At 54.6% G+C, this 23008-nt stretch carries 22 protein-coding genes; 14 read left to right on the top strand and 8 right to left on the bottom strand.

The window, feature by feature from the left end; translation table 11 throughout:
• The first annotated feature begins 78 nt into the window (after positions 1–78).
• Positions 79–666 (top strand): TetR/AcrR family transcriptional regulator, encoded by a 588-nt coding sequence (locus tag ACR0EO_RS05960; protein WP_480687942.1) that lies wholly within the window; start codon positions 79–81, stop codon positions 664–666.
• Between the two features lie 29 nt (positions 667–695).
• On the opposite strand, the gene ACR0EO_RS05955 is transcribed toward ACR0EO_RS05960, so the two are convergent.
• A complete protein-coding gene (locus tag ACR0EO_RS05955) occupies positions 696–1607 on the bottom strand; it encodes a pirin family protein (protein ID WP_480687940.1) in 912 nt (303 codons plus the stop codon).
• Between the two features lie 156 nt (positions 1608–1763).
• Between ACR0EO_RS05955 and ACR0EO_RS05950 the strand changes: the two genes are divergently transcribed.
• Positions 1764–2234 carry a hypothetical protein gene (locus tag ACR0EO_RS05950; protein WP_480687938.1) on the top strand — a complete coding sequence of 157 codons (471 nt, stop codon included), beginning with the start codon at positions 1764–1766 and terminating at the stop codon, positions 2232–2234.
• Here ACR0EO_RS05950 and ACR0EO_RS05945 read toward each other — a convergent pair.
• From ACR0EO_RS05945 to ACR0EO_RS05935, 3 genes are read right to left on the bottom strand one after another with little or no spacing between them, the layout of a single operon-like run.
• On the bottom strand, positions 2221–2817 hold the full coding sequence (locus tag ACR0EO_RS05945) for a TadE/TadG family type IV pilus assembly protein (RefSeq protein WP_480687936.1): 597 nt from the start codon (positions 2815–2817) through the stop codon (positions 2221–2223). The genes ACR0EO_RS05950 and ACR0EO_RS05945 overlap by 14 nt on opposite strands.
• Positions 2818–2821: 4 nt before the next feature.
• A complete protein-coding gene (locus ACR0EO_RS05940) occupies positions 2822–3352 on the bottom strand; it encodes a TadE/TadG family type IV pilus assembly protein (protein ID WP_480687934.1) in 531 nt (176 codons plus the stop codon).
• On the bottom strand, positions 3349–5007 hold the full coding sequence (locus tag ACR0EO_RS05935) for a TadE/TadG family type IV pilus assembly protein (protein WP_480687932.1): 1659 nt from the start codon (positions 5005–5007) through the stop codon (positions 3349–3351). Before ACR0EO_RS05935 ends, ACR0EO_RS05940 begins: the two co-directional genes overlap by 4 nt.
• 406 nt (positions 5008–5413) lie before the next feature.
• Between ACR0EO_RS05935 and ACR0EO_RS05930 the strand changes: the two genes are divergently transcribed.
• The 4 genes from ACR0EO_RS05930 (at position 5414) to rpoD (ending at position 11407) form a co-directional block, all read left to right on the top strand.
• Positions 5414–6844, top strand: coding sequence for a Glu/Leu/Phe/Val family dehydrogenase (locus ACR0EO_RS05930; RefSeq protein WP_480687930.1), 1431 nt, complete (start codon positions 5414–5416; stop codon positions 6842–6844).
• A gap of 136 nt (positions 6845–6980) precedes the next feature.
• Positions 6981–7277 carry a hypothetical protein gene (locus ACR0EO_RS05925; protein ID WP_480687928.1) on the top strand — a complete coding sequence of 99 codons (297 nt, stop codon included), beginning with the start codon at positions 6981–6983 and terminating at the stop codon, positions 7275–7277.
• An 80-nt stretch (positions 7278–7357) separates the two neighbouring features.
• Positions 7358–9304 carry a DNA primase gene (dnaG, locus tag ACR0EO_RS05920; RefSeq protein WP_480687926.1) on the top strand — a complete coding sequence of 649 codons (1947 nt, stop codon included), beginning with the start codon at positions 7358–7360 and terminating at the stop codon, positions 9302–9304.
• Positions 9305–9418: 114 nt separating this feature from the next.
• A complete protein-coding gene (gene rpoD / locus ACR0EO_RS05915; protein WP_480687924.1) occupies positions 9419–11407 on the top strand; it encodes an RNA polymerase sigma factor RpoD in 1989 nt (662 codons plus the stop codon).
• A 179-nt stretch (positions 11408–11586) separates the two neighbouring features.
• Here rpoD and ACR0EO_RS05910 read toward each other — a convergent pair whose 3' ends face one another.
• Positions 11587–12606, bottom strand: a complete 1020-nt coding sequence (locus ACR0EO_RS05910; protein WP_480687922.1) for a helix-turn-helix domain-containing protein — start codon at positions 12604–12606, stop codon at positions 11587–11589.
• 340 nt (positions 12607–12946) lie between these two features.
• Here ACR0EO_RS05910 and ACR0EO_RS05905 point away from each other — a divergent pair, with 340 nt between their 5' ends.
• The 6 genes from ACR0EO_RS05905 (at position 12947) to ribD (ending at position 16533) form a co-directional block, all read left to right on the top strand.
• Positions 12947–13384 (top strand): thiol-disulfide oxidoreductase DCC family protein, encoded by a 438-nt coding sequence (locus ACR0EO_RS05905; protein ID WP_480687920.1) that lies wholly within the window; start codon positions 12947–12949, stop codon positions 13382–13384.
• Positions 13385–13924 (top strand): DUF4166 domain-containing protein, encoded by a 540-nt coding sequence (locus ACR0EO_RS05900; protein ID WP_480687918.1) that lies wholly within the window; start codon positions 13385–13387, stop codon positions 13922–13924.
• Positions 13925–14011: 87 nt separating this feature from the next.
• Positions 14012–14413, top strand: coding sequence for a hypothetical protein (locus ACR0EO_RS05895; protein ID WP_480687917.1), 402 nt, complete (start codon positions 14012–14014; stop codon positions 14411–14413).
• Positions 14414–14431: 18 nt separating this feature from the next.
• Positions 14432–14845, top strand: a complete 414-nt coding sequence (locus ACR0EO_RS05890) for a secondary thiamine-phosphate synthase enzyme YjbQ (RefSeq protein WP_480687915.1) — start codon at positions 14432–14434, stop codon at positions 14843–14845.
• A gap of 120 nt (positions 14846–14965) precedes the next feature.
• A complete protein-coding gene (nrdR, locus tag ACR0EO_RS05885; RefSeq protein ID WP_170324479.1) occupies positions 14966–15436 on the top strand; it encodes a transcriptional regulator NrdR in 471 nt (156 codons plus the stop codon).
• The gene (ribD, locus tag ACR0EO_RS05880; RefSeq protein ID WP_480687913.1) at positions 15433–16533 is read left to right on the top strand and encodes a bifunctional diaminohydroxyphosphoribosylaminopyrimidine deaminase/5-amino-6-(5-phosphoribosylamino)uracil reductase RibD; all 1101 of its coding nucleotides are present in this window, start codon (positions 15433–15435) and stop codon (positions 16531–16533) included. Before nrdR ends, ribD begins: the two co-directional genes overlap by 4 nt.
• Here ribD and ACR0EO_RS05875 read toward each other — a convergent pair.
• The 3 genes from ACR0EO_RS05875 to ACR0EO_RS05865 all read right to left on the bottom strand — a co-directional run bounded on the left by ACR0EO_RS05875 (position 16530) and on the right by ACR0EO_RS05865 (position 21050).
• Positions 16530–18527, bottom strand: coding sequence for a capsular polysaccharide biosynthesis protein (locus ACR0EO_RS05875; RefSeq protein ID WP_480687911.1), 1998 nt, complete (start codon positions 18525–18527; stop codon positions 16530–16532). The genes ribD and ACR0EO_RS05875 overlap by 4 nt on opposite strands.
• Positions 18527–19660, bottom strand: a complete 1134-nt coding sequence (locus ACR0EO_RS05870) for a polysaccharide biosynthesis/export family protein (protein ID WP_480687909.1) — start codon at positions 19658–19660, stop codon at positions 18527–18529. Before ACR0EO_RS05870 ends, ACR0EO_RS05875 begins: the two co-directional genes overlap by 1 nt.
• A gap of 91 nt (positions 19661–19751) precedes the next feature.
• On the bottom strand, positions 19752–21050 hold the full coding sequence (locus tag ACR0EO_RS05865; RefSeq protein ID WP_480687907.1) for a capsule biosynthesis protein: 1299 nt from the start codon (positions 21048–21050) through the stop codon (positions 19752–19754).
• A 136-nt stretch (positions 21051–21186) separates the two neighbouring features.
• Between ACR0EO_RS05865 and ACR0EO_RS05860 the strand changes: the two genes are divergently transcribed.
• The gene (locus ACR0EO_RS05860; RefSeq protein ID WP_480687905.1) at positions 21187–21774 is read left to right on the top strand and encodes a riboflavin synthase; all 588 of its coding nucleotides are present in this window, start codon (positions 21187–21189) and stop codon (positions 21772–21774) included.
• A 111-nt stretch (positions 21775–21885) separates the two neighbouring features.
• Positions 21886–23007 carry a 3,4-dihydroxy-2-butanone-4-phosphate synthase gene (ribB, locus tag ACR0EO_RS05855; RefSeq protein WP_480687903.1) on the top strand — a complete coding sequence of 374 codons (1122 nt, stop codon included), beginning with the start codon at positions 21886–21888 and terminating at the stop codon, positions 23005–23007.
• The last annotated feature ends 1 nt before the right edge of the window (position 23008 follow it).

Here is a 23008-nt window from a genome sequence, read left to right as displayed (position 1 = left end):
TCGATACTGTGATGCACCTTTTACACCTTTGGTTCAAGCGGGGTTCTATCTGAACAAACGTTCAGATACGGTGGGCAAATGGCACGTACTCAGGGTTCTCATTCCGACATCACCGGCCCACGCATACGCTCTGCGGCATTGGCTCTGTTCGCTCGTCATGGTTATGCGGCCGTGTCGATGCGTCAGATAGCGGCCGAAGTAGGCGTTCAGGCAGGCGCTTTGTATAACTACACACCAGACAAGCAGAGCCTTTTGTTTCGTTTGATGAATGAACACATGCAGGATCTGTTGGCTGCATATTCTAAACTGGAAAAGCCCAAAGACGTCTCGGAAGCGTTACGCCAGTTTGTCGGATTTCACATTCGCTTTCATATGGAGCGCCCCGACGAAGTATTCATCGCCTATATGGAGCTTCGCAATCTCTCGCCCGAAAACTTCAAGGAAATAGAAGTATTGCGCGGGAAGTATGAGAACTCTCTTGAAGCAATACTGCGCGATGGACACGAGATAGGCGTGTTTAACATTGCGGATACCAAAATTGCCACGCTGGCTGTCATTGCGATGTTGAACGGTGTGATGACCTGGTACCGCTCGGGTGGCAGGCTGTCTTTGGATGAGGTTGAGCAGGTCTATTGGGATATGGTTCATCGCGCTGTAACGGCCTGATCCGCCCTGACAGGGCGGATCAGAGGGATTTAACGCGATGGTTGGATGAACGTCCCATTGCGTAATTCGCGAAAGGCTTGCTCAAGTTCAGCGCGCGTGTTCATGACGATGGGACCGTGCCATGCCACCGGTTCATCTATTGGCGCTCCTGAAATCAGCAAGAAACGAACACCCTCCGGGCCAGCTTGAACGGTTATCTCGTCTCCTGTCCCAAAGCGAATAAGAGTTCGATCACCCGACATATCCCGGATATTGAGCTCCTGTCCTGCGACTTCCTTTTCTAAAAGGACGCCAGTCGGTTGAGACGCATCGGCAAATGCCGCCTCACCTTCGAAAACATAGGCAAATGCGCGGCGATATGTATCGATGCGAATGGTTTTTCGGACGCCGGCCGGAATTTGAACATCCAGATATTGCGGGTCGGCCGCTATACCGTCCACCGGACCGGTTTTGCCCCAGAATTCACCTACGATCACGCGCACAGTGGTTCCGTCGTCATCAATGATTTCCGGAATGTCTTTGCTTTGGACATCCTGATACCGCGGAGCTGTCATTTTCTGATCGGAAGGCAAGTTACCCCACAATTGAAACCCGTGCATTTGACCTGACTGGTTTCCGTGCGGCATCTCTTGGTGCAGGATGCCAGATCCGGCAGTCATCCATTGGACGTCTCCTGCACCCAAGGTGCCGCTATTTCCCAGTGAATCCGAATGCTCGACCGTTCCGGCCAGCACATAAGTGATAGTTTCGATCCCTCGGTGCGGGTGCCAAGGAAAGCCTGCTTGATAATCCTGTGGACGTTCATTGCGAAAGTCGTCGAACAGAAGAAACGGATCCAACTCAGAGGGATCCTGAAACCCGAACGCCCTATGTAATTTGACGCCGGCGCCCTCTACGGTCGGCACAGATTTGCGAGTTTCCAAAGTAGGTCTAAGGGACATCGTAGCCTCCTGATGCTTTGGAATAGAATTAAGCTGTGCGTGTGCGCAGTCAATTTGCATCAATGAACGTCGAATGTGCGAAATATCTCAGTAACCGGGGCTCTGTCTTTCCGCCGGAAAAGAGGCTAAACCCTGTCGAAAAGGGCAGGGGTACCAATGCAACAAGAAGTTCTGGCAACCATTAAGACTTCGTCTGGCCGACGTTGGATCGGTGTAGTGATGTTAGGCGTCGTCGGGGCGATGTCTGTTTTGGTTGCGTTGGCTCAGCCGCCAGAGCCGCAATGGGTTGTGTTTCTGTTACTCGTGGGTGCCGCAGCTTTCTGGCTTGCCTATCGGATGTGGAATGCCACTAGCGATTGGATCGAACTCACTGAAACCGAACTCAGAACTGGGGGAGGGGAAGTGATCGCCAATGTTCAGGACATCGAAGCGATCGATCGGGGCGTGTTTGCGTTCAAACCTTCGAGCGGGTTCTTGGTGAAGACACGAACCAAAGGAGCTTACACTTGGTCGCCCGGGCTGTGGTGGCGGATGGGGCGACGGATTGGTATCGGCGGCATGACAGCAGCCGCCGAAAACAAGTTTATGTCAGAAGTTCTTTCTGCGCTGATTGCTAACAGGCGTTAGCCGAAACGATCCCGTCGATCTCAGTAGTGAAACGCGGCCGGGTGAACACAAAGTTCTTAAAGGTACGGTCCCTCGCAACCCAGCTCGTTTTGAACAAAGGCGTGCTGAACAGGGGAACATACGGGTTGGACGTCTCGACTAGGATCAGGGTGTCTTGGTCGGGCATCGGGGGAAGGAAATCCTCCAGAAGCTCGATGTTGCTATCTTTCCAGATGTCCTGACCTTCGTACCCACATTTGGACGACCAGCGGACATAGTGACGGTCGTCTTCTTCGTCAAAACGAATGAACGTCACGCGCAGGTTCATTTTGGAGCCATTGTCGACCATTCTTACCATGAGCTCATGCATGGACTCGACATACGCATCCGTCACGGTTTCCGTCTCACGCGAGATCAAGTCACCGATTGTATACGCAGCTTTCAGGTTCGAAGCACTTTGGCGGAAACCGTCGAAGAACGTAAACGTTGAAGTGATGAACCACACCACCATCGGGAAAATGATGATGGCGTCCACCGAAAGCAAACCGCTTTCGTTACGCGAATAAGAACTGGCGCGACGTCGGATATTTTTGAAAAGTCGCATTGCTTTACGGCTCCTGAACAAAGGCTGTCGTCACGGTCAGTTTGATCTTACCGGTGTCGTCAGCCAGCGCGCGGCCAAAGGATGATGTCGGAAATACCGGATCGACCATCGCGCATGCGCGCAGGATCATCAGGGCATTAGCCCCGCCGTTTGAGAACTCGCGAACAGGTTTCACCTCTTCGGAAGTGTCTGTGCAGTCGGCAACAGCTGGCAGGGTAACACCAGCGCGCGGATTCTGAATGATCATTTCCAGCTGGAGGCTGTCCGAGCAATCCCTGATCATACCGGACTTGGCGCAAATGGATTCTTTGATTTCGTCATGGGTAGGGGCGGTGCCGGTTCCCAGGCGAATTTCGCGTACAGTCCTATCCATTGAGTGATCGAGCATCGCCTGCTGCATTGTAACCAGCGAGTACTCGACCGTGCTCAGAATAAAGAACATGTAGACGGGAAAGATGATCACGAACTCAACGGTCGCGATACCATCTTCCGTACGCCTGAACCGCGCCAATTTACCCAAAGTCTTGAGGATCATTGCGTCAGCCTCAGTCTCTTGATGGACGATGCGATAGATACAAAAGCCTCTTCCAGAGTGATTGGCTCTCTGCCCAATCCGCCATCGAGTGCACCATCCGCGTTCACGGCATACACATGGCTGGCTGAACTTGCGCAGTCTTTAATCGTGTTCAAGCCATGCTCAGGCGCTTCGAACGCGATGCCATAAACGATTACGCCTTTGTTTTTGGTCGCAGTACAAGCGTTAGAGGTGCGCGTGTCCTTTGTGGAAGAACCAACCCAGTTGTACGCATTATAATACCACGTGTTGATGTTGTTATCCTGCCAGGCGTAGTTGAACTGCGCGTTCCAAGCCAAAGACACCTGGTTGAAGAGTTCCGGGTAGGTCAGACGAGCCGCTGTTCCATCTTCCCAGTCCGCAGAACCGTAGGCATGGTCTCTGTAGACGCCTTGACGGCTCCAATAGTACAAGGGCGGGCTGGTTGACAGACGAACACTGTACTCACCCTTTCCGCCGTATCCATCGTCATAGTCAGCATTATACCAGACACCCGAGTTGCCGCTGCGGTAAGACGATTTCAGGCGGTACTGGCTGGTGTTCTGACCATCGGTCATGACGATGACCACCTTCACCACGTCGGCCTCATAATCCATAGGGCGGGCGCTGAATTTGGTTGGGACAATTGTCTTTGTCGAGTCCGGTGCCACCAACTGCTTTGACAATTGGTTAACAACGGGCCGGAATGTCGGGTCAAGCATAGCTGAACCCCATTTCATTCCGATATCGATCGATGTGTTGCCCTGCGCGCTCAACGCTTCGATCTGCTCAAACAGAACATCAACGTCATCGGTTACAGCAGTGATTTCACTACCGCTACGAACTGGGCAAGTTGGATACCGGTTTTCATCCCAAGCATCTGAGTAATTGGGGAAATAACGCGGTGCGTAGCGGTCAAAATGTGCGGTTCTCTGCAAGCTCGAAGATGTCGCCAAAGCGGCTGTATTGAAGTCGGATCCCACAAAGTTCACGCAGTGCGAGTAGTCATGCTCTGACGTGACGTTGGTGAACTTGTCCAGAATGTCTGCACCAGCGTTCACCTGCGTTGCATAGGGGATGATCGACATTGAGATCTTGTCGGCATTCTCTTTGTTGATCATCGTCGTGACAAAGGTTTTCGCCGCTTCCTGCAGAACCTCAATCTTGGTTTTACCTTCAGTAGCTGACTGACGTCCCATAGAGCCCGACATATCCAAAACCAGAGAGATTTCGACAGAGCCAATGGCTTCTTCCGCCGCACTAGCAACGTTGGCAGTCAACGACGGAACGCCTGCGAACGACATAAAGTGAGTGGGCACGTCCACCTTGGCTTTCGCAGATACGCGCTTCGACCCGATGCCCTCTTCGACTACAAAGTCGCCGGGGTTGTCAGAGAGTTTCCCCGCGAGACCTGCTTTTTCTAGGTAAGAGTTGACCACGTCCTTTGCGGGGAGTGTTTGATCAAGGTCAGCCGCTGCAAGCACAGCTCGGTCCAAAGTGGCCTGAAGGTTCGCTCTGTCCCGCTCAAAGTTCATAATATCGACGCCGATACCGGCTGTCGCAAGCATAATGAGAAAGCCGAGCAACACGAAGACCGTGAAATTCCCATCTTCATCTGTGGCGAACCGTTGGGACATTTTCGCGCTGTCCTCAATTCTTTTAGTGCCACTTAATAGTACGCGCGTAAACATCATGATGACCTCGCTGAGCAGGGATCCAAAAAACTGCTAAGGCAATATTAACGAAAAGTTAACAATGGGAAGTTAGCTTCAAATCGTGGCGGGATTTAGGCAGGATCGTCGCGCTTTTTGCTTCTTTTTGTATATTTAAGAGATAATTGGCCCGGGACGGCACATCTGTTCCTGTATGCGCTACAATCGATTGGGAGCTTCGGAGAAATCGACTCAGGGGCCATTCGACTCAGGAGCAAATCGACAGTTCTGGAGACTTTTTGAATTTTATTTTTGCTTAATTATTGATCGTTTACCCGTAGGGTGCGACAAAACGTCAGAACGCAAGTCGTTCGTTGGCACGGAGGTTTAAATGACGGCCACAAGAGAACCCAGCTTTCGCGAAAGTGTAGATCTTATGTTTAACAGGGCGGCGTCCTTGATGGACCTGCCACCGGGGCTGGAAGAGAAAATCCGAGTCTGCAACGCCACCTACACAGTGCGGTTCGGAGTTCGGCTGCGCGGCGAAATTCATACGTTTACTGGTTATCGTTCGGTTCACTCCGAGCATATGGAGCCGGTGAAGGGCGGGATTCGGTACGCTTTGGCTGTGAATCAGGATGAAGTTGAAGCGCTCGCTGCGCTGATGACTTACAAATGCGCTCTCGTGGAAACTCCTTTCGGTGGATCCAAGGGCGGGCTTTGCATAGATCCACGGCAGTACGAAGAGCATGAGCTAGAGCAGATAACACGCCGTTTTGCTTATGAATTGGCGAAACGCGATCTGATCAATCCTTCTCAGAACGTGCCCGCTCCGGATATGGGAACGGGCGAGCGTGAGATGGCTTGGATGGCTGACCAGTATGCACGAATGAACACCACCGATATCAATGCGCGTGCCAGTGTGACGGGCAAGCCGCTGAACGCCGGGGGCATTTCTGGGCGTGTCGAGGCAACTGGGCGTGGCATTCAATACGCTTTGCGTGAGTTCTTCCGGCACCCCGAAGACGTGCAGATGGCGAACCTCTCGGGCAAACTGGAAGGCAAGCGCGTCATCGTACAGGGGTTAGGTAACGTGGGGTACCATGCGGCCAAATTCCTGAGTGAGGAGGACGGTTCTCGGATCGTAGGTATCATTGAGTGGGACGGAGCGCTGTATAATCCCGATGGGATAGACGTTGAATCCGTGCGCCAATGGATCGTGAAGCATGGCGGTGTGAGCAACTACCCAGATGCGACGCATTCGGCTGAGGGGGCTGAGGTCCTTGAAGCAGATTGTGACATTCTGATCCCTGCTGCGCTGGAAGGCGTGATCAATCTGACCAACGCCGATCGGATCAAAGCGCCTTTGATCATCGAGGCAGCCAACGGTCCTGTTACCGCTGGAGCGGACGAGATCCTGCGCAAGAAAGGCACCGTTATCATTCCTGATATGTATGCAAACGCAGGTGGTGTGACGGTTTCTTACTTTGAGTGGGTCAAAAACCTCAGCCACATCCGCTTTGGCCGAATGCAACGCCGTCAGGAAGAGGCGCGGCATGAACTGATCGTCAGCGAACTGGAGCGGTTGGATCGCTACTTGGGCGATGCATGGTCTATGTCTCCGGACTTTAAGGCCAAATACCTCAGGGGTGCTGACGAGTTGGAACTGGTACGGTCCGGCTTGGATGACACCATGCGCATTGCCTATCAGTCCATGCGTGAGGTTTGGCACAGCCGTGACGATGTCGAGGATTTGCGTACAGCGGCCTACATCGTGGCCATCGACCGCGTTTCGAAAAGCTATCGCGCTAAGGGTCTATGACCAACAATCTGCGGAGCAGGGCGGTTTTAGCCGGCTTGCTCCGCAGAGTTAAAGTGTCTTCCCTCTAAATGGAGATTGGCGGCCAAGCCTTCATGCGAGTAAGCTGCCGCGACTGAAACGAATCCGGGAGACCCCCATGTTGCGTATCGCCATTGCGGCCGTTGTATTGGCCACGCCTCTGGCTGCTGAGGAAACCAAAGAGCAAAGCTGCAAATATCAGGCTGACGTTGTTGCAGCGATCCAGAAGGCGCGTTTGGACAAGGTCAAAGAGCGCGACGTGCCGCAGGCAGTGGCTGATAGTGGCCCGACATGGCCGGAAAACTATAACAATGCCATCCCGCTGATCACGCCTTGGGTCTACGAACAAAAGATGCGCGATGTCCGTAAAAAGGACTTGGGTGCAGCCTGGTTGGAGCTGTGCCTGCAGCAATAATCCACAGGATGCCGAATTCCTTGTGGACAACCGCGCGTCATCCCCTTGGCGCGCGTTTTCATTTCTGTCAGGTTTGACCCATGTCACTGCCCCCCGGATTTCTTGATGAACTACGTACCCGCCTGAGTCTGTCTCAGGTCGTTGGGCGCAAAGTCATGTGGGACCAGCGAAAGTCCAATCAGGGCAAGGGTGACATGTGGGCCCCGTGCCCGTTTCACCATGAAAAGACCGCGTCCTTCCATGTCGATGACCAGAAGGGGTTCTACTATTGCTTCGGTTGCCATGCTAAAGGCGACGCAATCAACTTTGTGAAAGAGACCGAGAATGTCTCGTTCATGGAAGCAGTTGAGATTCTCGCGCGCGAGGCCGGTATGCCGATGCCAGCGCGTGACCCGAAAGCGCAAGAGAAACAAGATCGACGTGCGCAGCTGGCCGTGGTCATGGAGCAGGCGGTGCAGTTCTTTCGCCTGCAACTCAAGACTGGGGCCGGTGGCGCCGCTCGCGACTACCTGGCCCGCCGGGGATTGAATGCGCAAGCGTTGGAGCGGTGGGAAATTGGCTTTGCCCCGGATGGCTGGCAGGCCCTATGGGATCATCTGCGCGGCAAAAATGTAGCTGAGGATTTGATCCTTGGGGCCGGTTTGGCCAAGCCCTCGAACAAAGGTAAAAAGCCCTATGACACTTTCCGCAATCGGATCATGTTTCCGATCCGCGACCCGCGTGGGCGGTGTATCGCCTTTGGCGGCAGGGCGATGGATCCGAATGATAATGCCAAGTATTTGAATTCGCCCGAGACTGAGTTGTTTGATAAAGGCCGAAGCCTCTACAACCAAGGGCCTGCGCGTCAAGCTGCGGGCAAGGGGCAGCCGCTGATTGTGGCGGAAGGTTACATGGATGTGATCGCGCTGGCCGAGGCCGGGTTCGGTGCCTCTGTCGCGCCCTTGGGCACTGCGATTACCGAACATCAGCTACAACTGCTCTGGCGTATCTCGGATGAACCGATCATCGCACTGGATGGCGACACCGCCGGCCTACGGGCCGCGATGCGCGCCGTAGATTTGGCCTTGCCGTTGCTAGAGGCTGGAAAATCCCTGCGCTTTGCTCTGATGCCTGAGGGCAAAGACCCTGACGACCTGCTTCGCGCCGAAGGGGCAGGAGCTGTTCAGGAGGTTCTTGAGGGCGCCATGCCAATGGTTAAACTGCTGTGGCAGCGAGAGACAGAGGGTATTGTGTTCGACAGCCCCGAGCGTAAGGCCGCCTTGGACAAATCCCTGCGAGAAAAGATCAAGTTGATCCGCGATCCTTCGATCCGCGCGCATTATGGGCAAGAGATCAAAGACCTGCGTTGGCAACTCTTTCGACCGCAGCGTCAGCCTCAGAACCGTCAATGGCAACCGCGGGGCAAATGGCAGCCCAAGCCTAACGCGACACCGGGCGCGCGCGCCTCTTTCCTGGCTTCATCCGAAAACGCCGACATCCAACTGCGAGAGGCGGCGATCCTTGCCATAGCAATTCTCAATCCAATGGTTGTTGTGCAATTTGAGCATCAACTGGAAGAAATGGATTGTCATGATCCCGATCATGCCGCGTTGCGTCAGGCGATTTTGCGGCACGCGATTGATGATCCAGAAAACTTAAAGGACCATATCGTCGAAACTTTGGGGCATGAGCCCCTTGAAAACCTGCTGGCGCTTCGCCATGTCGCAATTATCCCCTGTGTGTACAAACCAGGCGACGTTGAAAAGGCCGAGATGACGCTGGCCGAGGAACTCGCAAAGATCAAAGCGCTCCGGGGGTTAGATGCTGAGATTGCTGAAGCTGAAGAGGAACTGTCCGATCTGGCCGATGAGGCGCTGACTTACCGGCTGGCGCAAGCAGCCGAAGAGCGCAACCGCACGAGCCGCAGTCAGAACGAAGATAGGGCCGTTTTTGACATCGCAGACAACGGTGCGCGAATCAACCGCGACGAGAAAGACGCGTTTAAGGCAATCATGTCTGGTATCAATTTCGAACGAAAACGCCGATAAAGTGGTGTTTTCGTAAGGCACTGGAAAAGAAAAACAGGTAAACGGGTAGCCGAATCACTTCTACGCGCTAATGATTCGGTTCATACGAATCACCCATCCCTGCAGGAGCATTGAATGGCCGCCAAAGACACGACCGAAGATCGCAAATCCGACGAGCAGGAACAGGAAATCTCGCTGGACATGAGCCAGGCCCAGGTCAAGAAGATGATCGCTGAGGCTCGCGAGAAAGGTTACATCACCTACGACCAGCTCAATCAGGTTCTGCCGCCCGATCAGGTCAGCTCGGAACAGATCGAAGACGTTATGTCGATGCTGTCCGAAATGGGCATCAACATCATCGAAGATGAAGAGGCCGAAGAGGAAGAGAATAAGGGCTCGACCGAACTGACCACGACTGAAAGCAACCGCGAGGTTGCTCTGTCAGGTGCTGCCACTGAAAAATTGGATCGCACCGATGACCCAGTCCGCATGTATCTGCGTGAAATGGGTAGTGTCGAACTGCTGAGCCGCGAAGGCGAGATTGCGATCGCCAAGCGGATCGAAGCCGGTCGGAACACGATGATCCAAGGGCTTTGCGAAAGCCCGCTAACGTTTCAGGCGATTACCATCTGGCATGACGAACTTCTTTCCGAAGACATTCTACTGCGTGACGTAATCGATCTCGAAGCCACCTTCGGCAATCAGATGGACGAAGACGGCGACGTCGAAGAGCCTGTTGTTGATACGTCTAACGTTCAGGCTGCCAAACCCGCCAAAGACACCGGCCCCGAGCTGGATGCCGACGGCAACCCACTGAACAATGACGACGACGATGACGAAGACGATCAGGCCAACATGTCGCTTGCGGCAATGGAAGCGGCCCTGAAAGATCAGGTTCTGACCACGCTGGAACGTATTTCGACCGACTTCTCTATGTTGTCTGAAATGCAGGACAGCCGGATTTCGGCAACGTTGAACGAGGATGGATCGTTTAGCGAGAAGGACGAAGAGACCTATCAGAAGCTGCGCGCCGAGATTGTTGAACTGGTGAACGGTCTTCACCTGCACAACAACCGTATCGAAGCACTGATCGACCAGCTTTATGGCATCAACCGCCGTATCATGTCGCTCGACAGCTCAATGGTGAAACTGGCCGACCAAGCTCGTATTAACCGTCGTGAGTTCATTGACGCCTATCGCGGTCGCGAACTGGACCCGAACTGGCTGGCCGAAATGGCCGAAAAGCCGGGTCGGGGTTGGCAAATGTTCATCGAACGCTCGACCGCTAAGGTCGAAGAACTGCGCAACGACATGGCTCAGGTTGGTCAATATGTGGGTCTGGACATCCCTGAATTCCGCCGCATCGTTCAGCAGGTTCAAAAGGGTGAGAAAGAGGCGCGGCAGGCCAAGAAGGAAATGGTCGAAGCCAACCTGCGTCTGGTGATTTCGATCGCTAAGAAGTACACGAACCGTGGCCTGCAATTCCTTGATCTTATTCAGGAAGGTAACATCGGCCTGATGAAGGCGGTGGACAAGTTCGAATACCGCCGAGGTTATAAGTTCTCGACTTATGCGACGTGGTGGATCCGTCAGGCGATCACACGCTCGATCGCGGATCAGGCGCGCACAATTCGTATTCCGGTGCACATGATCGAAACAATCAACAAGCTGGTTCGGACCGGTCGTCAGATGCTGCACGAAATCGGTCGTGAGCCAACGCCGGAAGAATTGGCCGAAAAGCTGCAGATGCCGCTTGAGAAGGTGCGGAAGGTGATGAAAATCGCCAAGGAGCCCATCTCGCTGGAAACGCCGATTGGCGACGAAGAAGATAGCCAGCTGGGAGATTTCATCGAGGACAAGAATGCCGTGCTGCCTCTGGACAGCGCCATTCAGGAAAACCTCAAGGAAACCACGACACGGGTTCTGGCCTCGCTCACGCCGCGTGAGGAACGGGTTCTACGGATGCGCTTTGGCATCGGTATGAACACTGACCACACACTAGAAGAGGTTGGCCAGCAGTTCAGCGTGACCCGCGAACGTATCCGTCAGATCGAGGCGAAAGCGCTGCGGAAGCTCAAGCATCCCAGCCGGTCGCGAAAACTACGATCCTTCTTGGATCAATGAAATTCAAAGGCGCCTCAATAGAGGCGCCTTTTTCTTTCCCGGTTCACGTTGTCCGCAACGACAATCAAATTGGCGGGAACTCACAAGTCGTAAAGATGTCGCCTGCATATATCTCGTCTGTCCACTCATGGGACAGGCCGGGGCGAGGCTGTGCCGCTGATGACCCCCGGCCACCGGTTTCAATTCTTAATTGGAAAATCCAGCCGGCTGCGAAATGCACTGGGTGCTTGGCCGGTCCAGCGTTTGAAAGCGGTCGAGAATGCTGGTTGGTCTGCATATCCAAGTGAATATGCGATTTCGGCGAGGGGCATGCCGTTAGTGATAAAAGTCTGTGCCAGATCGCACCTTAAGTCTTCAACGATATCACGATAGCTTGCTCCTTCGTCTTTTAGACGGCGTGCAAAAGTCCTGGGACTCATCCCAAGGCTTAAGGCGGCTTCGTCCGCTTGAATGATCGTACCGGGTAGGGACCGTGTGATGAGGCCTTCAACTTGGGCACGCAATTTCTGTTCGGGTGAGGTCGCTTCAGCTAGGATGCGCTCTCCGTATTCCAGTAGGTGCGAGCGCAAATTCGAGTCATAAGTTGGAACTGGTAAGTCCAGTGTAGATGGAGCCAACACAATCTCGATCCGCTCGGCTCCGAAGGTAACGGGAAAGCCAGCTGCTTTTTGAAATAATCTACTGCTTTCACCCACTTCGTGCTGAAAACGCATCTCAATCGGGTAGAAATTCGATTGGGTCAGACTGCGCATGCGGGACAGGCCCGCGAAAATAAGGAATTCGGTTCGTCTGTGATATCGAGCGTAGCTTGCGTCCTTCCAATCAGCCTCAATGGTCGCGAAATTGCCGGCAAAACGCAGGCTGAAATAGATCGCCGGGTCGATCATTCCATGAAAACGGGACGTGTTTTCAATGACCTGTTTCAGATCCCGCGAGTACTTACTGATATACGCAGTCAGGCTTGAAGAGGACGTGAATTGCAAACCGGCCTTCGCAGCAAAGGTAATGTCCCCCAGTGCATCACAGGCATACCGCACGAACAGCGCTTCTTGCGAAGCTTTGTATGTCTTTGCCGGAGGTGAAACCAGTTCGCGGTTGAGACCGCATTTTTCGAGAATGCGGTCTGTCACATCGGGATCGTTCGCCCATTCATCAAGCGTTTTGGTCAATAACTGGATGCGGGCGATATCGACGTCCATGGTTCTTTCTACAATAACTGCCTTGAACTTGCACCTGGTCGCGACCGTTTAGTCTATGCGCAACTTGGCTATGAAATGAGTTTGTTTGACAGGAAATCAAAAACATTTGTCATAAACGCGCAAGCCCTAGTGGGTGTGTATCGCATAGATGCTGTTCGTTGCCGGGTCAGTGCCTTTTAGGGGATGAGGCCAGAGCCAAGGAAGTATGTCGCACCAACATCAGTGGCTCCCCGGCACGTCTGCAATCAATCGCATAGATCCGGATGGCCTCTTGTCGCATTGCCCGGCTTGGGTGTCGATGAGAGGGTGCAGTATATTGTTATGGTCGGACGCGGATGTGATGCCGAACCCTGTCATTTTTGAAATGCCAAAGAACCAAGATTTCATCGTATTTGATGGGGAGTGTGTTCTGTGTTCCGGTTTCTTCCGCTTCATGGTCGCACGGGATAAGTCGCAGCGCTTTCAGTTCGCTACAGCGCAATCCCCTTTGGGGCAGGCTATGTACGCCGAATTGGGTTTGCTGACTGACGATTTTGAAACAAACTTGGTGGTGGTTGACGGAGCGGTCTATCAACGTTTGGACGCCTTTGCTGCAGCAATGCGTGCTTTGCCGGGGGGATGGCGGGTATTGTCTTTGTGTAGGTACTTGCCTGGGTTTGTGAAGAACCCCCTTTATTACGCAATAGCGCGGAACCGATATAAAATCTTTGGACGCACTGCAGTGTGTATGGTCCCGGATGCAGGCTTGCGTTCCCGGTTTCTGCCCGAGGGGTTTTGAATGGAACCAGATCCCTTCTGGCAATCTCTGCCTGACGGCACAGTTCTGCCTCCGGCAGTAGGGACTCTGCATGGAGTGCCCGGTCATTATAGCGGGCGTTGCAGTGTCCAAAGGGGTGGGGGACGTTTAGTTGATCTGATGTTGCGATTGGGCGGCTTCCCGGGAAATGCCGACGACACAGCCGTCACGGTCAAGATTAACCGCACCACACAAGAATGGACGTGGGAGAGGGACTTTGACGGGCATACCACATGCTCGCGTCTGACTTTTGATCCCAAGTCAGGCTATGTGCGGGAAAAACTGCGCTGGGTCACTCTTTGGCTACAAGCTGAGATTTCTGACGGCAAAGTCTTGATCCACATCCAGCGGCTTAGCGTGTTCGGGATTCCATGTTCTGGATTTCTTTTGCCTCAGTCATCAACGGCCGAGTGGGAAGGTAAGGATGGTCTGTTTAGGTTTGACGTGTCAGCTAAAATTCCGATGCTTGGGCAATTGATCCGATATCGTGGCTGGTTGGCGCCTGTTCACGCGCAGACGTGAACTGCCTGAATTCATCGTGAACCGGCTTTGTCAAATTTATATGTAAACTAGGTCAATACTTACCTCGAAACAGGAAAGAGTATGATTATGAAACAGGTTATGCCTTACGCAGTATTAACTGCGCTTTTGTTGAGTGTTCCAGCATCGGCTGGAAACGCTCGTTTTGGCTTCCAGACGGTTGCGCTAAGCAACACCGTGTTTGAAGTGATCCCAAGGGGGCGCACGGATGTGGATGGATATTGGTGCGCAGCTGCTGATTTCGCACGCAGAACACTGGGGGCAGGCTGGCAACAGCGTATCTATGTAAAACGCGGTTATGGCCCAAGCGAGGCGACGGGGCGCAAAACTGCGGTGCAGTTTTCACTCACACCTCCAGAAAGTGCTCAGCAGCAAAGCAGCCGCTCGTTCTCTTCGGGCTTCCAGGCAGGGGACAGTATGTCGGTTCAATCCGCCAACGGCAGGTGCAATATACGCCCATTCCTAAATTAACAGAAAGCTGATCGCCTAATGCAGACCGAGTTTACAATCCGAACGCAGGGTCCTGGCCTCTATGAGTTTACCTCGGATGTTCGCAACTGGATAAACTCGGTCGAACGCGATGGTCTTCTGACGCTGTTCGTTCGACATACGTCTTGTTCGCTGGCCATTCAGGAAAATGCGGATCCTGAGGTTCAAACAGATTTACGGGCATTTTTTGAGCGTCTGGTTCCGCCCTCTGATCATCCCTCCATGTCTTATCTTCGACATACGTATGAAGGCCCGGATGACATGCCAGCTCATATCAAGGCGGCGCTATTGCCGGTATCGGTGTCTGTCCCGGTTTCAAACGGGCAATTAGCCTTGGGCACTTGGCAAGGGGTTTACTTGTTCGAGCATCGCTCAGCTCCGCATTACAGGAAGGTCGCTGCCCATTTCGGCTGACCCTTTATATTGCGGTTAAAATTTCCGACTACCCAAATCCTAGCGGCTGCCCTATAGTTGTGGATAAGTAAGCCAAAGCGCTTACAAAAAGAGGCCGAACAAGGGACGAGGAGACGGCGGATGCGCTGCCCGTTTTGCGGAAATATCGACACTCAGGTCAAAGATTCACGCCCGGCAGAGGATCATGTCGCGATCCGCAGACGCCGGTTCTGTCCCGCTTGTGGGGGGCGTTTCACCACGTATGAACGCGTTCAGCTGCGTGATCTTGTAGTGATTAAGACCAACGGCAAACGAGAAGACTTCGACCGGGACAAGCTCGAACGTTCTATCCGGATATCGATGCAGAAACGTCCGATTGAGCCGGACCGAATTGATCAGATGATTTCTGGCATCGTTCGCCGTTTGGAAAGCATGGGTGAAACCGATATCCCGTCCAGCAAGATCGGTGAGATCGTCATGGAAGCTCTGGCGCGGATTGACACCGTGGCTTATGTTCGCTTTGCAAGTGTGTATAAGAATTTCCAGGCGGCCGATGACTTCGAGGAGTTTGTCCACGAACTGCGCCCGCCGCAGCCTTCGACGGACGAGTGAGCGAAACTGATAAGCGATATATGGCGCTGGCCTTGTCACTGGGGCAGCGCGGTCAAGGCACGTGTTGGCCCAACCCGGCTGTCGGGTGCGTAATTGTGCGCGACGACCGGATTGTCGGTCGTGGATGGACACAGCCGGGCGGACGTCCACACGGAGAAACCCAAGCGCTGGCCCAAGCCGGAGAAGCCGCGCGCGGAGCGACGGCGTATGTTTCGCTAGAACCGTGTTCTCATCACGGGAAAACGCCACCTTGTGCCGAGGCATTGATAAAAGCTGGCGTGTCCCGCGTTGTTTCGGCGATTGAGGACAGCGACCCGCGTGTTGCAGGTCAAGGCTTTGCCATGCTGCGAGAGGCGGGCATTGAGGTGACCACCGGAGTTCTGGCGGAACAAGCTGCGCGGGATCATGCGGGTTTCTTTTTAAAAACCGAACAAGGGCGCCCATTCGTGACGCTCAAACTTGCCAGCAGTTTTGATGGTCGGATCGCCACCTCCACAGGGCATAGTCAGTGGATCACCGGCCCAAAGGCTCGACGCGCTGTGCATGCCATGCGGGCTCGTCATGATGCGGTAATGGTCGGGGCAGGGACTGCACGCGCCGACGACCCATCGCTCACCGTGCGCGATCTGGGTGTTGATGCTCAACCCGTCAGAGTGGTCGTATCTCGCCACCTCGATATTCCGCTAATGGGGCAACTAGCGCGCACAGCGTCAAAGATCCCTGTATGGCTTTGTCATGGTCCGTCCCCTGATGCCGAGCGCGCGCGTGCTTGGGAGGGTTTGGGTGCACGGTTAATTCCATGTGTTCTACGCGACCACCACATTGATGCCGCTGATCTACTTCAGCAACTGGGGCAGGCCGGCCTGACACGGGTGTTCTGCGAAGGCGGATCGGCTTTGGCCGCGTCGTTACTGGCCGATGATCTGGTCGATGAACTGGTCGGTTTTACTGCCGGCCTTACGATAGGTGCCGAAGGACTGTCAGCTATCGGGGCGCTCGGGTTGGAGAAGCTGGATTCAGCTCCGCGATTTGATCTCGTTGAATCCCGCGTCATTGGACCGGACGTGTTTCATCGTTGGTCCCGGCAGTTCCGTTAACGCCGCCACAAATGGGCGTGAGTGGCAAACGCGCCCTGAATTTTCGACAGCAATCGGAGCGAGAGGCCACCCTTGGTCTCGTCCCCGCTGCTGAGCCGGTCCAGTGCAACTTCGACCGGGCAGGGTTGGTTGGTGAGCGGGTCCAGATAACGCGGGTAGTCGATTAACGCTGCATGCACCAATCCCATAAGCGATGGGCGCGCACCGCGACGTGCCGGGACTTGGCCCAAGTCTTGTGTCAGTCCCCATCCCGCATAAAAGGGCGCGCCTAGCGTCGTGACGCTGACGCCGCGCAGCAAGGCTTCGAACCCTAACAAAGAGGTCATGGTCCAGACTTCCTGCACTTGTGACAGGAGTGCTGCCGGATCGCAGTTGCTTGCTATGACATCTGCAAGGTGCTCATCTTCGAGTACTCCTTCACGTAGACCTGCTTCGACATCGGGATGTGGCTTATAGACTAGGACTGCATTCGGGTTCGCTTCTCGCGCGGCGCCTAATAATTCGGTATTTGTGCGAACCGTTGTTGTTCCCATCAGGATCGAGGCGTCATCCTCGACCTGTCCCGGCACAAGTATGCGGTGACCTGTGGGCAGTTCAGGAATTTCTCCGCCCAAATTGTACTTGGTCAGCCCGGTCGCAGCGATCTTAGCTGCCAAACGTTCAGCTCGTATTTCCTGGTCGGGGCGTAGGTTTTCGCGAGAGGCGATAAGCTCTTCCAACTGGCTGGGATGGGTTGGGTCATAGTAAATGCCGATATTGTCCGTTGCCAAAGAAAGGGGCGGTACGAGACTGGCACCCAGTCCACGCGACCTCAGAAAACCATCCTCAAGTCGAACAGCGCTTTGAGCGTCGCGTGCATGGCTGGCCCAAATCATATGTGGCCTGTCAGGCTGCTTTGGCGGTTCTGAGGTGAAACGGATATTTTTCTCGCGGCCAAACATCTTTTGTAGATGTTTGCGTTTCCACAATCTCATTCCTGAGGCGGTCCAACCGTTATGATCCTGCCGCCAGGCTCGGGTTTGGGCCTCTAGAGTATCCAGGACAGTTTCGAATTCGCACAGTTTTTGCCGGTAGGGATCGTACCAGGTGGGGTAAAGGATCATTGAGGCGGCAAACAGCTGTGCTCGGGTGAGGTTGCGCTGCCGACGGGGCAGGTGATCTTCATCCTGCGTCAAGCCCCAGCCTGCATAGAACGGGCGGCCGAAAACTCTGGGCTTGTGACCGGCCATGATGGCCTCAAACCCAAGTTGGGAGGAAAGAGTGTAAACGCCGATTGCCCCGTCGAGTAAAGCCCAAGGGCTGATCGGAGCGGTCATCAAAGAGACCCGGTTGGTCACGTCCTGTTCTGTGAAATACCCCTCGCGGTATCCTGCTGCAGTCTCAGGGTGTGTTTTAATCAGAATGCGGGCACCGGGGTTTTCTTCCTGCGCCATGACCAACATTTCGCGGAAGCGAGCAGCGTCACCGCCGCTGGCGATTACGGAAGCATCATCCTGCGCCTGATCGACCACCAGAACATACCCGGGGTCAGGCGGAGCAATATCTGTATCAAAAGCAGAGTACTTACTGAGGTGCAGCTCTCGCAAACGGTCGATTCCGTAACGTGCGCGGTTTAGTAGGGACGTATCATCCAGCGGTTGTGTGCTCAACAATTCCTCAAGATCTGAGCGTTGCTCAGGATCAAAATGCACACCGGATCGATCGATAAGAAGACCAAGTGGCGGCTCGCCACTGCGACCCGGATGGAGCGAGCGGAGAAAGGCGTCTTCGATTGTTAAAAGGGGGGCGTTGTATCTGGTCGCTATAGATCGTCCACGGTGGGCTGTTGGGCTGTTGCCCCAAACCCCAACAACGTCGCCGTCTTTCGGAAGACCGAGGCGAATGCCGTAACCATTTAGTTCAAGTATGCGCCGAATACGGCGCTGCGTTAGAAAGCCGGCGTTGTATACAAACAGCCGAGCGCGCTCTGACCCGGCTGTTGTCCCAGTCTGCATCAGCCGCCCGTCAATGTGGTGACATTCGCAAGCGGGGTCAGGCCGCCTGCGATGAGCGAGATAGATTTGCTCCATTGTGCATAGGGGGCTTCGGTCACGTAAACCGTATCATCATCTCGGATCACGAAGTCTCGGGCGACGAACAAACCGTTCGGTGCTGTGAGGTTCAGCACGTAAATCATGCGCTGGTCTCCCCGTAGGTCCGAGCGCCCCATCACTGAACGCGCGATGTCCTGCTCTTCTCTCCGCAGGACGAAAATTCCAGTCGGATCAGAGGAGAGCGGAAGCAGGCCGCCGACCTGTGCCAACGCTTCAAGTGCTGACAGGTCTTGTGTGTCGAACGCCACACGGGATTGACCGCCAGTCGCGCCAAGCGCGACATAGGAGCGGCTGTCTGCTTCGACGAGAATCCTGTCCCCACCGCGCAACGCGACGTCCAGTTTGGGATCGCGGAACAGATCTTCGTACCAGATTGTACCCCGTTGATTGCCGCGGATCAGTGTTACCAACGCGATTTCCGACCCGAGCCCAACGCCCCCAGCCGTTGAAAGCATCCCGGAAAGTGTGCGGCTAGGACGCTCGATTGGATAGATGCCCGGTGCGCCGATTTCCCCGGTCAGCGTAACTGTTGATCCATCTCCGGCCGTACGACGCACCTGCACTTGCGGGTCGGGTGTTTGTTCGGCGAGCTTGCTGGTGATCAACTGGCGCAATTGTTCTGGTGTATTGCCCGCAGCGCGAATCCGGCCTGCGTAAGGAACGAAAATGAAACCATCACTATCGACCTGAACCTGATCTAGAACGGTTGCCGCTCCAACGTCGCCGGATAACAGGCCATCGTCTACATTTTCCCAGATTGTCATGCCCAGTATATCGCCGGGGCGAACTGTGTCTGCTGTCAGGTTAGTGGCACTACGAAAGGCGTTTGAGAATCCGAACTGAGGAACAGCTGAGGTTGCACGGGCGACACGATCATCGACTTCAACGATAAAGGCGTCACCGCCGTTTTCGACAGAACCGGCCAGTATTTCACTTTTGTTGGGGCCCGCTTTGGGAAGTTGGCACGCGGCCAAAAGGCCAATTGCCGCGATGAGGGATGCCCCTCTAATCCATCGGGTCGAAAAGCGCTGCACTGCTGGTTATCCTCAGTCGTATTGTTGTGGTCTTTTGCTTGCCGCAAACTATCCGTTTCGTTTGGCAAGTTCTAGCATCTATGGGGGTGATCTATTCAACGAGCCTTAACTGTGGCGTTGACGCCTCGTTGCCGGTCAACACCGTCTGATAGGGGTCTTTTGAATGCAGCATCATGTCAGTAACGCTGCGAAGCAATTGACGACGCCCCCTGCGGGAATAGAACCCACCGGGCACTTGGCTGGTCTTCAATAAAAAGCGTCGATACCCTTGGTATGCTGCGCGATCAGGCGCCATCGGCGCAGAGAAGAACTCTCCCATCGGCTGCCGCGAGACGAATTCGGGTTTGTCATAAACAGAACGTCCGAAGATGCGCAGCGGGATACCGCGCCAGAGAACTTGCTGACCAGCGGTCGAGTTTATGGTGACGGCCGAACTCGCGTCGTCCAACAGTCTTGCGAGCTTGCCGCCGGGTATGTAGTGTACACGGTCATCGATTCCGTGTGCTTTCGCTATTTCACGAACACGTGCGCGCAACGGTTCGCGGTGGTTTTCAAGCGGATGCTCTTTCACAACTAGGCGATGATGCGCTGGTGCGCCTTCCGCGAAACCTTTGACCACGTCCTCCAGAAAATCCGACATGCAGTCATAGTCGGAATGGGATTGGACCGAGCTGTCATGCCCAAGCTGCAACAAGGCCAGATGATATGGAAATCCGCAGTGGCGAACGCGGGAGGTGGCCCAACGCCGTTGTACGCGATGAAAAGGCATCAACGCCAAGCGCTTGAAGTACAGCTTGAATTCTTTGGAGACGGGCAGCGCTCGGTGCGGTCGGAAGTTGCGGTATCGTCCGTTCAAGAACATCACAAACCAGTGGTACACGGCGCCATAGAAAATATGCTGTCGCATATCCCCCCAATGCGATGGCGGAGGGGGGCTCTGCGTAAGCGGGTGATCTAATGCGCGCTGCATCTCGGCGACGTCCAGAGACATCAAACGAGAGTTTCCGTTAGAGCCAAAACGCTCATACGTTACCCACCAAGGACGCAAGTAACCTTCTTCGAATACATGAACAGTGATGCCCTTTGTTCGGGCGACGTCGACGGCGCGTGCATGAATTGGGCGGGTGTCGCCATAAAGCACGATATCCGTAACCCCCAAATCAGCTATTAGGCTGGTTAGTTTTTCCGGCCAGTCTTCCGGTTTGCCAAGGAAGGGGATGTAAGTGGATTTGTCGAACCAGAATGCCTGATCTCCGGCATTGAATCCAACACGCCAAACCTCTGCGCCAGAGGCACGCAGCATCCGACCCAACCCGTTGAAAAACGGCCCGTGTGGTCCCTGCAGAAACAGGAATACGCGGCGATTTAGGCCTGGGGTGAGGGGTGACATCGTAACTGCTCTTATTTGGTTGATGAATTTATGCCTGTTTGTGCCTTTCACGGCAAGGTGGGGCTTGTTCGACAGGCCGCTTGGGCTTAGTTCGGCTGTGAACACTGGGCCAAGATATGAACTGAAGGTTAGCGGAATGTTTACAGGGATCGTCACCGATATCGGCACCGTCACCGAACTGGATCAGCAGGGTGACCTGCGGGCCCGGATCAAAACGGCCTATGATACAGCAGGCATTGATATCGGCGCATCAATCGCCAGCGATGGTGTGTGCCTGACCGTGATCGCATTAGGCGACGATTGGTATGATGTGCAGATCAGCGCAGAAACCGTGTCGAAGACCAACCTGGACAGTTGGCAGCTTGGTAAACGCGTCAATTTGGAACGCGCACTGAAAGTTGGCGACGAACTGGGCGGACATATCGTTTCGGGGCACGTTGATGGCGTAGCCGAAGTAGTTGCTGTGCTTGATGAGGGTGACAGCACGCGCGTTACCCTGCGCGCGCCCAAGGATCTTGCGCGGTTCATTGCATCCAAAGGATCGGTCGCCCTAAACGGAACCTCTCTGACAGTTAATGACGTGGATGGTTGCGACTTTGGGATCAACTTCATTCCGCACACCAAAGAAGTGACGACATGGGGTTATGTTGCAGTCGGTGACAAGGTGAACCTTGAGATCGACACATTGGCTCGCTATGTCGCGCGTCTTGCCGAGATGTCCTGAAGCACTCGCTACAACGTCGCGTCCTGACCGGCCGGTGCCGTATGCGGTCTGGCCTTTGAGCCCGTGGTGGTCTATCCACCCGTTCAAACCTGCTCTGCGAAAGGCTGCCTCATGAGCTTTGAAACCCCCGGACCCGTCGAAGCGCAATTGCGCGACGCGATCAGCCCGATCGAAGAGATCATCGAAGAGGCGCGTAAAGGCCGGATGTATATCCTGGTCGACCACGAGGACCGCGAAAATGAAGGCGATCTGGTGATCGCGGCTGAATTTGCGGATGCCGAGGCGATCAACTTTATGGCCACCCACGGACGCGGATTAATTTGCCTTCCGATGACGGCTGAGCGTGTGGATGCTCTGGGTCTGCCGATGATGGCTGTTAACAACTCTTCGCGCCATGAAACCGCGTTTACAGTTTCGATTGAAGCGCGTGAGGGCGTGTCCACCGGTATCTCTGCAGCCGACCGCGCGCTTACGGTCGCAACAGCGATCAACGAGCAAAACACGATGGCGCATATTGCCACTCCGGGTCACGTCTTCCCGCTTCGTGCGAAGCGGGGCGGAGTTCTGGTGCGTGCCGGGCATACCGAAGCCGCCGTGGATATTTCGCGTCTGGCGGGGCTGAACCCCTCGGGCGTGATCTGTGAGATCATGAAGTCTGATGGAACTATGGCGCGCCTACCTGACTTGGTGGAGTTCGCCCAAGCCCATGACATGAAAATCGGAACGATCAGCGACCTGATCACTTACCGCTCTCGCAATGACAACCTTGTGGTCGAAACATCGCGAGAGACCGTCACCTCTGAATACGGTGGTGAGTGGGAAATGCGCCTGTTCACCGACCAGACACACGGTATCGAACACGTTGTGATGATCAAAGGTGACATCACCACGCCAGAGCCGGTGCTCACACGCACTCACGCATTGCATGAAGCACCGGACATTCTAGGGCTTGGTCCTAAATCTTCTCGCGAACTGCCCCAGGCGATGGAAAAGATTGCTGCGGAAGGCCGAGGCGTCGTATGCCTCTTCCGCCAGCCGCGCAATTCGCTCTATGCGGCTGAGGACGAAGGTCCGCGCACCATCAAGCAAACCGGCTTGGGAGCGCAGATTCTCTCCAAGATGGGCATTCAGGAGCTGGTGCTGCTGACAGACTCGCCGGAAACTGTATATCTGGGGCTCGACGCGTTTGGCTTGTCCATCGTCGGCACCCGCTCCATTCTCAAGGAAGACTGAT

It is taken from the genome of Ruegeria sp. BE9, assembly GCF_056538765.1.
This window is presented reverse-complemented; position numbering and strand designations above follow the sequence as displayed.

Bases quoted from the DNA above. Each gene is read 5' to 3' on its own strand.
- ACR0EO_RS05860 (WP_480687905.1), top strand. From the start codon at position 21,187: ATGTTTACAGGGATCGTCACCGATATCGGCACCGTCACCGAACTGGAT.
- ACR0EO_RS05890 (WP_480687915.1), top strand. From the start codon at position 14,432: ATGCAGACCGAGTTTACAATCCGAACGCAGGGTCCTGGCCTCTATGAG.
- ACR0EO_RS05905 (WP_480687920.1), top strand. From the start codon at position 12,947: ATGCCGAACCCTGTCATTTTTGAAATGCCAAAGAACCAAGATTTCATC.
- ACR0EO_RS05910 (WP_480687922.1), bottom strand. From the start codon at position 12,606: ATGGACGTCGATATCGCCCGCATCCAGTTATTGACCAAAACGCTTGAT.
- ACR0EO_RS05875 (WP_480687911.1), bottom strand. From the start codon at position 18,527: ATGCAGACTGGGACAACAGCCGGGTCAGAGCGCGCTCGGCTGTTTGTA.
- ACR0EO_RS05935 (WP_480687932.1), bottom strand. From the start codon at position 5,007: ATGTCCCAACGGTTCGCCACAGATGAAGATGGGAATTTCACGGTCTTC.
- rpoD (WP_480687924.1), top strand. From the start codon at position 9,419: ATGGCCGCCAAAGACACGACCGAAGATCGCAAATCCGACGAGCAGGAA.
- ACR0EO_RS05945 (WP_480687936.1), bottom strand. From the start codon at position 2,817: ATGCGACTTTTCAAAAATATCCGACGTCGCGCCAGTTCTTATTCGCGT.
- ACR0EO_RS05950 (WP_480687938.1), top strand. From the start codon at position 1,764: ATGCAACAAGAAGTTCTGGCAACCATTAAGACTTCGTCTGGCCGACGT.
- nrdR (WP_170324479.1), top strand. From the start codon at position 14,966: ATGCGCTGCCCGTTTTGCGGAAATATCGACACTCAGGTCAAAGATTCA.
- ACR0EO_RS05865 (WP_480687907.1), bottom strand. From the start codon at position 21,050: ATGTCACCCCTCACCCCAGGCCTAAATCGCCGCGTATTCCTGTTTCTG.
- ACR0EO_RS05930 (WP_480687930.1), top strand. From the start codon at position 5,414: ATGACGGCCACAAGAGAACCCAGCTTTCGCGAAAGTGTAGATCTTATG.
- ACR0EO_RS05940 (WP_480687934.1), bottom strand. From the start codon at position 3,352: ATGATCCTCAAGACTTTGGGTAAATTGGCGCGGTTCAGGCGTACGGAA.
- ribB (WP_480687903.1), top strand. From the start codon at position 21,886: ATGAGCTTTGAAACCCCCGGACCCGTCGAAGCGCAATTGCGCGACGCG.
- dnaG (WP_480687926.1), top strand. From the start codon at position 7,358: ATGTCACTGCCCCCCGGATTTCTTGATGAACTACGTACCCGCCTGAGT.
- ACR0EO_RS05960 (WP_480687942.1), top strand. From the start codon at position 79: ATGGCACGTACTCAGGGTTCTCATTCCGACATCACCGGCCCACGCATA.
- ACR0EO_RS05955 (WP_480687940.1), bottom strand. From the start codon at position 1,607: ATGTCCCTTAGACCTACTTTGGAAACTCGCAAATCTGTGCCGACCGTA.
- ACR0EO_RS05900 (WP_480687918.1), top strand. From the start codon at position 13,385: ATGGAACCAGATCCCTTCTGGCAATCTCTGCCTGACGGCACAGTTCTG.
- ACR0EO_RS05895 (WP_480687917.1), top strand. From the start codon at position 14,012: ATGAAACAGGTTATGCCTTACGCAGTATTAACTGCGCTTTTGTTGAGT.
- ACR0EO_RS05925 (WP_480687928.1), top strand. From the start codon at position 6,981: ATGTTGCGTATCGCCATTGCGGCCGTTGTATTGGCCACGCCTCTGGCT.